At 43.0% G+C, this 12,970-nt stretch carries 11 protein-coding genes and 1 rRNA gene; 1 reads left to right on the top strand and 11 read right to left on the bottom strand.

The window, feature by feature from the left end; all coding sequences use genetic code 11:
• From QAI40_RS14475 to QAI40_RS14430, 10 genes are all read right to left on the bottom strand, one after another.
• Positions 1-1,197: ribosomal RNA gene (locus tag QAI40_RS14475) — 16S ribosomal RNA — on the bottom strand; the annotation flags it as partial.
• A 382-nt stretch (positions 1,198-1,579) separates the two neighbouring features.
• Positions 1,580-2,485 (bottom strand): DMT family transporter, encoded by a 906-nt coding sequence (locus QAI40_RS14470; RefSeq protein WP_299983370.1) that lies wholly within the window; start codon positions 2,483-2,485, stop codon positions 1,580-1,582.
• 233 nt (positions 2,486-2,718) lie between these two features.
• Positions 2,719-3,198, bottom strand: a complete 480-nt coding sequence (gene tsaA, locus QAI40_RS14465) for a tRNA (N6-threonylcarbamoyladenosine(37)-N6)-methyltransferase TrmO (RefSeq protein WP_299983368.1) — start codon at positions 3,196-3,198, stop codon at positions 2,719-2,721.
• Positions 3,199-3,279: 81 nt separating this feature from the next.
• The gene (gene cbiD, locus QAI40_RS14460; RefSeq protein WP_299983366.1) at positions 3,280-4,365 is read right to left on the bottom strand and encodes a cobalt-precorrin-5B (C(1))-methyltransferase CbiD; all 1,086 of its coding nucleotides are present in this window, start codon (positions 4,363-4,365) and stop codon (positions 3,280-3,282) included.
• Positions 4,346-5,821, bottom strand: coding sequence for a cobyrinate a,c-diamide synthase (locus QAI40_RS14455; protein WP_299983364.1), 1,476 nt, complete (start codon positions 5,819-5,821; stop codon positions 4,346-4,348). The genes cbiD and QAI40_RS14455 overlap by 20 nt, the downstream gene beginning before the upstream one ends.
• Positions 5,769-6,386, bottom strand: a complete 618-nt coding sequence (locus QAI40_RS14450; protein WP_299983362.1) for a precorrin-8X methylmutase — start codon at positions 6,384-6,386, stop codon at positions 5,769-5,771. The genes QAI40_RS14455 and QAI40_RS14450 overlap by 53 nt, the downstream gene beginning before the upstream one ends.
• A gap of 17 nt (positions 6,387-6,403) precedes the next feature.
• Positions 6,404-7,072, bottom strand: a complete 669-nt coding sequence (locus QAI40_RS14445) for a CDP-alcohol phosphatidyltransferase family protein (RefSeq protein WP_299983360.1) — start codon at positions 7,070-7,072, stop codon at positions 6,404-6,406.
• A 4-nt stretch (positions 7,073-7,076) separates the two neighbouring features.
• Positions 7,077-7,715 (bottom strand): ATP-binding cassette domain-containing protein, encoded by a 639-nt coding sequence (locus QAI40_RS14440; RefSeq protein WP_299983358.1) that lies wholly within the window; start codon positions 7,713-7,715, stop codon positions 7,077-7,079.
• 8 nt (positions 7,716-7,723) lie between these two features.
• On the bottom strand, positions 7,724-9,427 hold the full coding sequence (locus tag QAI40_RS14435; protein ID WP_299983356.1) for an ABC transporter permease: 1,704 nt from the start codon (positions 9,425-9,427) through the stop codon (positions 7,724-7,726).
• 18 nt (positions 9,428-9,445) lie between these two features.
• The gene (locus QAI40_RS14430; protein WP_299983355.1) at positions 9,446-10,642 is read right to left on the bottom strand and encodes an ABC transporter substrate-binding protein; all 1,197 of its coding nucleotides are present in this window, start codon (positions 10,640-10,642) and stop codon (positions 9,446-9,448) included.
• Positions 10,643-10,905: 263 nt separating this feature from the next.
• Between QAI40_RS14430 and QAI40_RS14425 the strand changes: the two genes are divergently transcribed.
• Entirely contained in the window at positions 10,906-12,069 is a 1,164-nt protein-coding gene (locus tag QAI40_RS14425; protein ID WP_442875395.1) for an aminotransferase class I/II-fold pyridoxal phosphate-dependent enzyme, read from the top strand.
• A 2-nt stretch (positions 12,070-12,071) separates the two neighbouring features.
• Here the strand turns inward: QAI40_RS14425 and QAI40_RS14420 are convergent, their stop codons facing one another.
• Complete coding sequence (locus tag QAI40_RS14420) at positions 12,072-12,731, bottom strand: cytidylate kinase-like family protein (protein ID WP_299983351.1); 660 nt, start codon at positions 12,729-12,731, stop codon at positions 12,072-12,074.
• Positions 12,732-12,970 lie beyond the last annotated feature (239 nt).

Genomic DNA, 12,970 nt, shown 5'->3' with positions numbered 1-12,970 from the left:
TTCTTCCCGGTTAACCCGGGCAGTCTCTCTAGAGTTCCCACCATTACGTGCTGGCAACTAAAGATAAGGGTTGCGCTCGTTGCTGGACTTAACCAAACATCTCACGACACGAGCTGACGACAGCCATGCAGCACCTGTCTCTGTGCTCCCGAAGGCACTCTTCCATCTCTGGAAGATCCACAGGATGTCAAACCCAGGTAAGGTTCTTCGCGTTGCGTCGAATTAAACCACATGCTCCACCGCTTGTGCGGGCCCCCGTCAATTCCTTTGAGTTTTAGTCTTGCGACCGTACTCCCCAGGCGGTTAACTTAATGCGTTAGCTCCGGCAGTGAAAATTTTAATATCCCCACCACCTAGTTAACATCGTTTACTGCGTGGACTACCAGGGTATCTAATCCTGTTCGCTACCCACGCCTTCGCGCCTCAGCGTCAGTATCGGTCCAGAAAGCTGCCTTCGCCATCGGTGTTCCTCCTGATATCTACGAATTTCACCTCTACACCAGGAATTCCGCTTTCCTCTCCCGTACTCAAGTCTTGCTGTTTCAAATGCACGTCCGGGGTTGAGCCCCGGGCTTTCACATCTGACCGACAAAACCGCCTACGCGCCCTTTACGCCCAATAATTCCGAATAACGCTTGCACCCCCCGTATTACCGCGGCTGCTGGCACGGAGTTAGCCGGTGCTTCCTCTACAGGTACCGTCAATATACACACCTATTGGATATGTATAATTTCTTCCCTGTCGACAGAGCTTTACGACCCAAAGGCCTTCTTCACTCACGCGGCGTTGCTGCGTCAGGGTTGCCCCCATTGCGCAAAATTCCTCACTGCTGCCTCCCGTAGGAGTCTGGACCGTGTACCAGTTCCAGTGTGGCTGATCATCCTCTCAGACCAGCTAACCATCGTAGCCTTGGTAGGCCTTTACCCCACCAACAAGCTAATGGTCCGCAGACTCATCTCCAAACAATTGCTTTCAAGAAGAGGCAATCTTTCATTAATTAACTTGGGTTAATTAACTTTATCCGGTATTAGCTATCCTTTCGAATAGTTATTCCGGGCTTGAAGGTAGATTATCTACGTGTTACTCACCCGTGCGCCACTCTACTCGCCTTTGCAAGCAAAGGCTTTCTCGTTCGACTTGCATGTGTTAAGCACGCCGCCAGCGTTCATTCTGAGCCAGGATCAAACTCTCCAGTTATAATCCTATACTTCTAAACTCTTTATGGTCTTGTTTTAAGACCCGCTTCAAAATTTCTCACTGACCAATTTTCAAAGATCAAAAAAAAACTTCTCGAAGAAACTCGAACCTTCCTCGAGAAGACCGGCGTATGATGCATGAAAAAAAACTTTATGTCAAACCTTTTTTTCACATAAAGTAAAAAAAATTATATCTATTTGAATTAATGAATGATTTAAACCAAATAATTTAACAGCCTGGGGTTCCAGTGCCAGTCACAGCAAGGACTCTCTTGTTTCTTCAAAACTTTTTATAACCACATCTCTTGTCCCTAAAATTTTCTGGTATTCCAGACCCTTGTTTTTGTGCCTATCAATCAAAAGAAGAATTAAAAAATTTTTGTTTAATGCACTGATACGGGGTGTTTCTTTCTTCTCAAATTTACAATGATCACTCCTGTCACAATAAAAATGATTGAAGTGACCAAATGAGGAGTAATGGTCTCTCCCAAAAGCAGCACGCCAAACAGAACCCCGGCCAGGGGCATGATAAAGATAAAAGAATGGAGTGCTGTTACCCCGAATTTCTGTAGCAGGCTATTCCAGACAATAAACCCGAAAGATGCCGTTACAATGGACTGATACAGCAGTGCCTTGATAATCGTCGGGTTGATTATTCGTATCATTTGATCATCCCATAAAAAACCGCCGAGAAAAAAGAATGGTACGCCAAAAATCATGGGATATATGGTAATTTGAACTATATTATACTCAGAAATAATCCTTTTTACAAAAACCGCACTTGAGCTCCACAAGAATACAGCCCCAAGAATAATCAAATCCCCTCTCTTTAAATCGCCAGTCAAGTCTTGTTTGTCAAAAAACAAGAATAAAACACCAGCAAACCCAAGGGTTATACCGATCCCTTTTTTTAAGGAAATGCTGTCACCGGGAATAAAAAAATGCGCTAAAATCAATACAAAAAATGGTAAAACGTTTGCTATCAATGCCCCGTGGGAAGCAGTGGTTTTATCAAGGCCCATATAAAAACAGGAGAGCTGAACAACAAAAATGGCAGAAACTATCAGCATCTGGCCCAATTGTTTCTGATTGAGTTTTAACGGTATTTTTTTAACCCTTGCCCAGGTAAAAATTACAACAGCCGCAATAGCAAACCGGATTCCCGCTGCGGTAAAAGAGCCTAACCCTGTAAGGCTAAGTTTTATAGCCACAGGGTTGGCACCGAAAAGAATACATATAAAAATAGTTAAAACAGATGCTTTAACGGTCAGATCATCATTGTTTGGCAACTTACACTCCAGGTTGATTGTTATTTAAAATAGTTATCTGATCAAGATAATTTATTTTGAATCTGCCAAGCTTATAGAAATGTTAAAAAGAGGTAAAGCGTTTTTTATTTTTGATGATCCTTTCCCAGATGAAAATGAACTACCCCGCCGCAAGCAGCGGGGTATCAACGGATAGGACTAAATCCAAACGCCCCAAGGGGCGGGGAATTAACCCTTTCCGATTAAATCAGGTCTTAAAGAAACCGATCATCAGACTTTAAGGCTATTGCATTTTCCTGCTTGTTTTCAAGCCAGCCAATGGTTGTCACCTCTTTTGTGTCAAATCCCGGGACATAGGGCTTGATATCAATTAACGGGGTGCCGTTCAATACATCGATTCCTTTAATGGTTAATCTATTGCCCTCTCTTTTGATCAGCCTGACAATGGATAGCCCGATGGGGTTGGGACGCCTTGGAGCCCGTGTGGAAAAAAGACCTCTTTTTTGATCATCCAGAAAAGGCTTTACCATCAAATCATACCCTTTAGATCGATGAAAATGATAAAGAAGGATAATGTGGGAAAAGCCTTCCAAATCATTTAAACCCTGTTCATATTCCTTGTCTATGACAATGGTGCCCTGAACTTGAGCTGCTCCTGAGGGCTGTATGGGCATCCCCTCCAAATCATCAAAAGGGGTATGAATTGTCCCGATGGGTGAAATGTTGAATCTCATTATTTATTCTCCTTTAAATGCTTCTGTTTTGTCCTACTAAAGAATCCGTCTCTTCAATGCATTGAGTGTCTATTTCCTGCCCTAGGTTGAATCAAAGGCAACTTCTCCGTCAAAATTGAGGATAATGGTTCTGATTTTAAGTTTATGGCCTGAAAACCTTATTGCATTCTCTTTTATCTTTTCGCCCACATGGGAAATCAGTTCCGGGTATTCAGGATAGATAAATGAAAATGCGTGGCGGGCAGTGTTAGCGTCGGCAATCTGCTTTTCCAGCTCCCGGTGCCCTGTGATATCCGCAGCCCATTTGGACAGTCTTTTCAAGGTCAGTTCAGACTTTGCTGCATGGGTATGTTCAAATCCCAGGGCCATTTTCACGGCCTTGCCAAAAAAAATCGTATAAATAATGGTTTGAATTTTAGGCTGTAACAGTGCCATATCAAGGGATGCTTTAAAAAAATCCCCGGTCTGAATAAAGGCCTCTTCACCCAAATCTTTAAATTTCTCCATGGCAAACCGTTCGCTTCGTCTGCCAGTGGTAAAGACAAGCGTGTCCATGCTTTTGGCAGCTGCAACTGAAACACCTGCTTTGATTGTGGCAATGTAAGCATCATGGGACATGGGGGTGACAATGCCGGTAGTGCCTAAAATAGAAATACCACCCACAATCCCCAGCCGCGCATTCAGGGTTTTTTTTGCAAGCTCTTCACCCTTTGGAACAAAAATTTCAATATCCACCTGTTTGTGTTGAATATTAAACCGGGCAAACACTTCTTCCACCGAATTTTGGATCATCGTCCTGGGTCCGGGATTGATGGCAGCCTCACCCACTGGTAATTCAAGGCCCGGTTTTGTAATAGTTCCAACCCCTTTTCCACCGGTAATATTTATCGCAAATTCCTTTGAATCTGACAGTGTTACCGTAGCCCCTATTTGCGCTTTGTGGGTGATATCCGGATCATCTCCCGCATCTTTGACAACAATGGCTTCAACTGTGTTTTCAGATATTTTTTTTACGGTTTGAATATCAATTTGTTTTTTTTCTTTGGTCAAAAACCGGATCTCAACGGATTTAGGGGCTTTAGAAAAAAAAGAGAGCAGGGATGCTTTAACAGCAGCAGCTGCTGCCGCACCGGTTGTAAATCCTTTTTTAAGTGTTTTGGATGACATCTTTATTTCTTTTGTCCTTAAACCCTTTACAGGTCTCTACGAAATGTTTTGCACACCCTTCATTGCTGCCAAAATGAATATGAAGATAACTGCCCAGAGTGTTGGATACCTGGTAGCCTTTCAGGGAAATATCCTGTCCTGCCCGGCTAGTCACATGATATACATTGGATATTTTGCTGTCAGGATTTTCCAGGGATGAATAATGAAATTCATGCCCTCTTAGCATATCGCCCTTTTTTCCGATAATGGTATCTTCTTTTAAAGTTATTTCCCTGTATCCAAGGGACCGAAGGCGCTTTGACATTTGAACGTTAAAATCAAAACACCCGGACATGGGATATTTTCGAATTTCATCCATACCGGAAAGCTTGTTGCAAAGGAACATGAACCCTCCGCATTCCCCGTAAATGGGCATACCGGAAACACTGTTTTTTTTGATTTCCTGGAAAAGATTTATTTTTTGTGACAGCTCTTTGGCAAACACTTCAGGGTATCCCCCGCCAAAATAGATTCCGTCAATATTTGGGGGCAGCCTGTCATCCTTTAAGGGTGAAAATTCAACAATGCTTGCCCCAAACTTTTTCAAGATATCTAAATTGTCCTGGTAATAAAAACAAAAAGCCTTGTCCCTGGCAACGGCAATGGTCGGGCCCTGTTCACGGGAAAGTCTTGATATTGCAGCCTCCCTGTTCCAGGAGGGTTCAAAAGTATCAAGACAATTGATTAAACCCTCCATATCAATATGATCTCTGACCATTGAGGAAAGGGTTGAAAGAACCTTTGGGTTGATATTAAGCTCATCTGATGTAACAAGCCCCAGGTGTCTTTCCGGCAGGACAATACTGTCATTTTTCGGCATAAACCCGAGGCATTTTGTTCTGCAGCTTTGTTCAACCGCATTTTTCAGGTAGTCATAATGCCGCAGACTTCCTGTCTTGCTGAAAATTACGCCTGCAATTTTCAGATCCTTATCAAAATTTTCAAACCCCTGTACAATGGCAGCCGCACTTCTGGCCTTGCCTTTAGCGCTGACAATCAGTACAACAGGCAGATCCAGCCATTTGGCCATCTGGGCTGTGGAGCCTGCTTCCGACAGGCCGTCAACCCCGTCAAAAAGGCCCATAACCCCTTCAACTACGGCAATATCAGAACCGATCGTTTTCTCTTTGAAAATCTTGGTATTATAATCTCTGGAAAGCATCCAGGAATCCAGGTTAAAGCTTGTTTTTCCTGCAATTTTAGTATGATGACCTGGATCGATAAAATCCGGGCCGACTTTAAAAGGAGCCACTTTATATCCCTGGTCAGCCAGATATGACAAAATGGCAAGACTGATGGTGGTTTTACCTGTTCCGCTTCCTGTGGCACCAATGACAAACCCCTTGATAGTAACCTCCAGTGTTTTATTTTTGTTCAACTGCCATGATGGCAAGAGCATTAACAATGCTTGCCGCAATATTTGATCCGCCTTTTCTTCCCTTGTTCGTAATGTAGGGAAAATCAAGGGTCATCAACGCATCCTTTGATTCTGCAGCATTTACAAACCCGACAGGAAATCCTATCACCAGGGCAGGGCTTGCTTTTTTATCCTTTATCAGTTCAATCAGCCTTAAAAGGGCGGTTGGGGCATTTCCCACCACGTAAATCCCGTCTTTCATCCGGTCACAGGCCATGTCCACTGCTGCAAGGGCTCTTGTGGTTCCGGCATCTTTTGCCCTATCTGCAACATCTTTGTCTGCAATGAGACAGCTGACCTTGCTGCCAAATTCATGAATCTCTTTTTTTCTGATCCCCACCCGGGCCATATTGGTGTCTGTCAGTATTTGACAGCCATTTTGTATGGCCTTGATCCCCTTTTGAATTGCATCGGGATAAAACCGGATTGTGTTCATATATTCAAAGTCAGCAGACGTATGAATCATGCGCCTGACAATGGGCCACTGGTCATCACTGAACGTGTGATCCCCTGCTTCCTGTTCGATTATCTTAAAGCTTAAACTTTCTATTTCTTGCGGTTTCATTCCATATTGCCTGTAAATTAAAGGTTGTTACCATTATTCTTACTCTGATTGAATACCATCTTTTTCTTGTTTTTTGCAACTTCTTTCAACATTGCATATCCTGACAAAACCCTTGTTATCGTTGTAATCAGGCACAAAAAGGCGAAGAGGAAAGCAAGGAAAGGGAAATGGTCCGGAAATATACAGATTATTGCCAAAAAAATAATGGTTTCCGTACCCTCGGTAAGTCCCCCGATATAATACATGGCCTTATGGGGATAGGCCACACTCTTCAAATCATGTTTCTGGGCCATGACGGCAAAAGCAAGAAAACTGGTCCCTGTTCCCACAAAACCAAGTAACAAAAGTGCTGCGGGAATGGCATTATTTTGAGAGTCTGCCAGGGCAAATCCTGCCACCACAGCGGAATAAAAAATAAAATCAAGGCAAATATCCAGGAACCCGCCGGCATCTGTTTTGGCTGTCAGTCTTGCAAGAGCCCCATCCAGCCCATCCATGATCCGGTTCAAAATGATAAAAACCAGGGCAATTTTGTACCAATTCATCCAGAGAGCAAAAAAAGCAAGCAGGCCTATACCAAAACCTGCAATGGTGACCTGGTCCGCTTTGACATTCTTTTTTTCAAGAATTTGGGCACAGGCTTTCAAAGGTGAATTAACTAATTTTATGGCCCAGGGGTCGAGCATGGTGCTATCCTTTTTCTTTGTTCAGGTTTAATATCACCCCGCCCTCGGGACAATCCATAGGGTCGTGGGTCACTAAGAGTGCCGGAATATTCATTTTTTTTATCTGAGAAAAAACAAAGGGCCTGATTTTTGCCTTAAGGGTTTGATCCAGCTTTGAAAAGGGCTCATCTAAAAGCAGGGCGGAAGGTTTGGCCAAAAGACTTCTCAACAGGCTTATCCTTGCTTTCTGTCCTCCTGAAAGGCTTGAGGGATCACGCTTTTCAAACCCTTTAAGCCCGGCTGTTTTAAGGGCTTTATCAATTAATGTGTTGCGTTGGGCCCTGGATGTTTTCTCTTTAATGGCAAAGGCAAGATTGCTTCCGATATCCATGTGGGGAAAAAGAAGATCATCCTGGAAAAGGATACCGATATTCCGCTTTTCCATAGGCAGAGTTAACATATCCCGGCCATATAAAAAGATGGACCCTTTGAGGGTGAACACAGCGTCCAGGCTTCCTGACACTGCAGACAAAAGCGTGGATTTTCCACACCTGCTTGGCCCCATAATGGTGGCAATCTCCCCTGGCTTGATCACAAGATTCACCGGATCAAATATGGTAGACCCCTGCTTTAATATGCTGACTTTTTCCAATTCAAGCGACATAATGTTCCTTATACCTGCATTCCTTTTCTATTGTAATACAAACTTTTTGGGATGATAATGGCCAACGCATACATCATCATGGGCAAAAACTGCTGAATAAGGGCATAAACCGCAATGGCCCTTCGGTCCGAGCCCGAGGCAATACTGACAACCTCTGTAGTAATGGTTGAAAATCTTCCGGCACCCACCAGCATTGTTGGAATATATTGTGCCACGCTCACGGAAAACCCGATGGCAAAAGAAAACAGGATCGGCTTTATCAGCATGGGTAATTTTATCCTGAACAAAACAGAGGTATACGATCTTTTCAAAACCATTGCCTGGTCCGTCATCCGTCCGTCAAACGCCAAATAGGTGGCACTCAAGGCAATAAACATATAGGGCAGAACAAAGAGGAGGTGGGAAACCATAAGCGTAATCCAATAACCGTCCATCTTTGTGATGACCAAAAGAAGCTGGATACCTGCCATAAATGTAATCTGGGGAACCAACAAAGGAAGATATAAAAAATAATGGATATAACCAGTATAATTTCGGGTCCTGGTTTTCCCTGCAGCCACTTCATGCTCCAGGCAGCCGACGGTAAGAATCAGTCCTATAAAAGCCGATGCCACTCCTGTCAACAAGGTTGTCATAACAGGATCAAAAGATGACATAAGGCCTTTTGTCCAGAGCTTCAGTGTCCATGCCGTTGGAAGAAAATCAGGGAACCGCCATTGCCATGTCAATGACCAGATCACAAGAATAACAGAGGAAACGGCCGTGAAAAAAAGAATGCCGCTCCCCATAAAAAAAATGATGGGTTTAAGCGGTGACAGAAAAGAGCGCCGCTTTCCACTTGTCGTCCAGGGCCTTAAAAAAACCCGGGCTGATCTTTCAATGAGATAAACACATAAAATACTGAGCACCACCATAAAAAAAAGGAATAAAGACCCGGCTGCGGCAAGCAGCTTAAAGCTCATCACAGGATCATTAAACCATTTTAAAATAAGTACGGAAAGAGAAGGCGGAGAGCTGGGGCCTAAAATAATGGCCATATCTGCCACGGAAAGAGAATAGGCAATGACAGCAAAAATGGAAAGTCTTAAATGAGGATATAATCTTGGAATTAAAATTTTCAGCCAGATCTGCTCTTTTGTATATCCAAGCGCCCTTCCCACCAGAAGTGTTTTTTTTATATCAAGCTGGCCCAGGGCACCCATGGTCACCATAATTAAGAACGGGAACTCTTTAATCATTAATGCAATGGAAAGACTTATGCCTAAAGGATCATTGAGAATAATCCAGTCCGGGGGAACCGTAAAACCCGTCATTTTTGGAGAAACCATCCTGATCAGCCATCCTGAAGGGGCGATTAAAAAGCCAAACCCTATGGCAAATGCTGCATGGGGAATCGAAAGAACAGGGGAAAGAATTTTTTCAAAAAATTTCCATAAGGCGTTTCCATAAGAAAAGGTAATAAACAAAAACCCAAGGCATACCACACCAAAAGAAGCGGTCAGCCCCGAAAAAAGCGTCACACGGATGGCCGTTTGAATACCCGGGTAAGAGAAAAAGTCAAACCAGACAGACAATGAAACGTGTGTATGCCCGATAACAGGCAGATAATTCATGGATGGCAGGAGTGTTCCAAAAAGACCGGCCAGAATTACAACACAAAAAAGACTGATAACAACGACAGGAAATATACGGCCCTTTGCCTGTCCAGACATTCTTGTCACAATCTCCTGTTATTTGCTATAGGTTTCGAGCCATTTTTTTTCTAACGCCTTAACCCATGACACATGGGGCTCTGGCAACCCCTGGCCCAGTTCTTTGGGTGTCAGGGTGGCAATCCCTTTTGGAACCGCATCAAACAAGGCTTTATCCTGGCCAACAAGTTTTTGGGTATCAAGAACGGTTGGGTCACCCCAGATCGTGGGGTCTGCTTTTCTTGCCTGGGCTTCGGGGCTTAAAAGAAAATTGGCAAACACCATTGCCCCCTGCCTGGCAGATGAATTAAAGGGAATGCCCACAAAATGAGCGTTGCCAATGGTGCCGTTTGTATGAATATAGGTTCTTATAGTATTAGGAAGTTCCCCGTTTTTAATGGCATTGGAGACCGAATTTGGATTAAAACTGAAAGAAATAAAAATTTCATTATCATTTAAAAGGCTTACCATCTGGGAGGCACTTGTGGGGAACACTTTCCCTTTTCGCCACATCAAAGGATGCAATGCCTCCAGAAAAGTCCATAATGGTTGGGTGTTTTTTTCAAAATCCGACGGAATCACTGGTTGATTCAACACGTCTGGATCATGGGTCAGCTCATAAAGCACCTGTTTAATAAACGTCGTCCCGTGAAACCCCGGTATGGAAGGATAGGTAAATCTTCCTGGATTTTCCCTTGCAAACGCCAGAAGATCTAACATGTTTTTCGGATGTTTTGTCACTTGGTTTGTATCATATGAAAATACAAGCTGGGCCATTCCCCAGGGTGACTCCATGTTATCAACGGGTGTGGTAAAATCAGACAGCAATGTTTTTTTATTCTCTATGTCCACCAGATGATAATTGGGCAGTTTTTGAGAAAAAGGTCCATATAAAAGCTTGTTTTCCTTCATGGCCTTAAAATTTTCCCCATTGATCCACATCAGATCCACACTGCCGTTTGTCTTTTTATCTGCTGCTTTTTCAACAAGTATGCGGGAAACCACATCGCTTATATCCGTTGCTTTTACATGGATGACCCGGACATTATATTTGTTTTGTACCTCTTTTGCGGCCCATTGAATATACTCATTGATCGGTTGAGATCCGCCCCAGGCATTGAAATATATGGTTTGTCCTTCTGCCGCCGCTTCAATCTCACCCCAATCCTGCGCAAAAGCTTGTGAGAAACTTGATAAAATAGTCAACCCGAACAAGATTAAAAAAAAACTCTTCATGGTATGTCCTGTTTCTCTTGAATTTAAAAATGTTTTCTTCTTTGTCTGCGAATGTTAAACCATATTCGTGTGGAATTATCCCTTTGTCAAGGCAAAAAAACAAGTTTGAAAGATATGTGTCTGACAAAAAAAAGAGGAGAAGATTTTTTGTTTTCCTATGGTTTAAAAATCTGATATGATTTTATTTTTCACAATTATAAGATAAAGTTTTACAAAGGAGTGTTGTTTTGGAAGAAAAGAGTGTTGTTCGTTTTGCAAACCGTATGGATCAGCTGCCCCCTTATTTATTCGGAATGATCAACCAGATGAAAATGGAAAAGAGACGGGCCGGGGATGATGTCATTGACCTTGGTATGGGGAATCCAATGGATCCTACACCCGATGCAGTGATTGAAAAACTGATTGAAGTGGCTAAAGATCCCAAATCACACCGGTATCCGGAAAGCTCCGGCATGCCGCATTTAAAAATTGAAATTGCTAAATATTACAAGCGGCATTACGATATTGATATTGATTCTGAAACCCAAACTTATTTCACCATTGGTTCCAAAGAGGGAATATCCCATCTCTGCCTGGCCATCATGGGCCCGGGAGATTCCGTGCTTGTGCCTGCCCCTGCATTCCCGATTCATATTTATGCAGCCGTTATTGCAGGGGCCAATGTCATGAAAATACCCATAGAGCCTGAAAAAAGCTTTCTTGACCGCATCATCAACATCTGTGAATCCTGTTACCCTAAACCCAAGGTTCTCATGCTCAATTACCCCCATAATCCTACAGGGGTTGTAACGGACAAGGAGTTTTTCAAAGAAGTGGTTTCGCTCGCCAAACGGTTTAAATTCATGGTCATCAACGACTTTGCCTATTCAAAAATCACCTTTGACGGATATGAGGCCCCAAGTTTCCTTGAAGCGGACGGCGCAAAAGATGTTGGGGTTGAATTCGGGTCTTTTTCAAAATCCTATAACATGGCCGGGTGGAGAATTGGGTATTGTGTGGGAAACGCTGAGATTGTTCAGGCCCTTGGAAAAATCAAAGGCTATTTTGACTATGGTATCTTTTCTGCCATCCAGGTGGCCGGTATTATTGCGTTGCGTGATTGTGACGACACTATTCCCGAGCTGGCAAACCTATACCAAACCAGAAGAGATGTTTTGTGCAGCGGCCTTGAAAGAATTGGGTGGGACATTAAAAAACCCAAAGCCGGTATGTTTGTATGGGCAAAAATTCCGGAACCATTCAACAAAATGGGTGCCATGCAGTTTGCCGTTGAAATGATGGACAGAGCGAATGTAGCTGTTGCTCCCGGAACAGGATTCAGTGAAGAAGGAGAAGGATTCCTGCGTCTTGCCCTGGTGGAAAACGAAGAACGGTTAAGACAGGCCGTTCGTCAAATGAAAAAAGCCATGGAAAATATGATAGTTTAATTTCAACTGATTGAGCATTTAATTACCTGCACCGCCTTTTCAACAGACAAAGTACCTGTGTTCAAAATAAGATCGTAATTTGCAGGATCGGTTGCATCACTATTAAAATACCTTTTTACAAAAGCACTTCTGTTGGCGTCTGTGCTTACAATATGTTTTTGTGCATCTTCCTTATTCAGATCAAGGCTTTTCTGTATATAATCACGCCTGACTATCATGGGAGCAACAATTCTTACCCTGAGCACATTTTGTTTATAAAGAACACAATTGGCACCCCTTCCGAGAATAACGGCATTTCCATGCTTGCCGATGGTGGTCAGTATCTTAAACAGGAGCTTTGAATATTCATCCGGCCATAAATGGTGCTCACTCACAAAATTGGATACAATATCATCAACTATATTCATTCCTCTCTCATCCAGAGTTTCCATAAAAACCCGGCTGTTTTTTGATGTCTCAACCATAGCATCAACTATTTCGTGATGAAAAAGACCAAGCCCTGTTTCCCGGCATAGTTTTTTTGCAACTTCATATCCCTGGCTGCCGGATTCCCTTGATATGGTGATAACATTGACAGTCTCCTGAATAGGCTTGTCTTCCCTTTTCTCCTGTTCCCATCTTTTGATCTGTTCATCGATTGTTTTATGAATAGACTTAACCATGATAGCCTCCTTTTTTTAATAAAAAGTCACAAAGAATTTATCATTGAAGTATATTCACAGAATAATTTAAATTCGGAATTAAGTCAATTAAACATTGATCTCCCAAATCCACCGCCTAATTTTTTATAGACCCCTCCAAAGGTAAAATCGGGGAATTTTTTTCTTGGTGGGGCCGATTCCGGTGCAGTTTTCCTTTTTTTGAGTTCAGAACCTTGAGATGCCCTTCGATGGGGCTGTTT

This window comes from Desulfobacula sp. (assembly GCF_030611305.1).
Taxonomy (GTDB): Bacteria; Desulfobacterota; Desulfobacteria; order Desulfobacterales; family Desulfobacteraceae; genus Desulfobacula.
The sequence above is the reverse complement of the archived record's forward strand: the minus strand, read 5'-3'. Positions and strand labels throughout refer to the sequence as shown.

What these genes read in the sequence shown, in the direction of transcription:
- tsaA (WP_299983368.1), bottom strand. Translation starts at nt 3,198, where the DNA reads ATGAGATTCAACATTTCACCCATCGGGACAATTCATACCCCTTTTGAT.
- cbiD (WP_299983366.1), bottom strand. Translation starts at nt 4,365, where the DNA reads ATGTCATCCAAAACACTTAAAAAAGGATTTACAACCGGTGCGGCAGCA.
- QAI40_RS14450 (WP_299983362.1), bottom strand. Translation starts at nt 6,386, where the DNA reads ATGAAACCGCAAGAAATAGAAAGTTTAAGCTTTAAGATAATCGAACAG.
- QAI40_RS14445 (WP_299983360.1), bottom strand. Translation starts at nt 7,072, where the DNA reads ATGCTCGACCCCTGGGCCATAAAATTAGTTAATTCACCTTTGAAAGCC.
- QAI40_RS14440 (WP_299983358.1), bottom strand. Translation starts at nt 7,715, where the DNA reads ATGTCGCTTGAATTGGAAAAAGTCAGCATATTAAAGCAGGGGTCTACC.
- QAI40_RS14435 (WP_299983356.1), bottom strand. Translation starts at nt 9,427, where the DNA reads ATGTCTGGACAGGCAAAGGGCCGTATATTTCCTGTCGTTGTTATCAGT.
- QAI40_RS14430 (WP_299983355.1), bottom strand. Translation starts at nt 10,642, where the DNA reads ATGAAGAGTTTTTTTTTAATCTTGTTCGGGTTGACTATTTTATCAAGT.
- QAI40_RS14425 (WP_442875395.1), top strand. Translation starts at nt 10,906, where the DNA reads ATGGATCAGCTGCCCCCTTATTTATTCGGAATGATCAACCAGATGAAA.
- QAI40_RS14420 (WP_299983351.1), bottom strand. Translation starts at nt 12,731, where the DNA reads ATGGTTAAGTCTATTCATAAAACAATCGATGAACAGATCAAAAGATGG.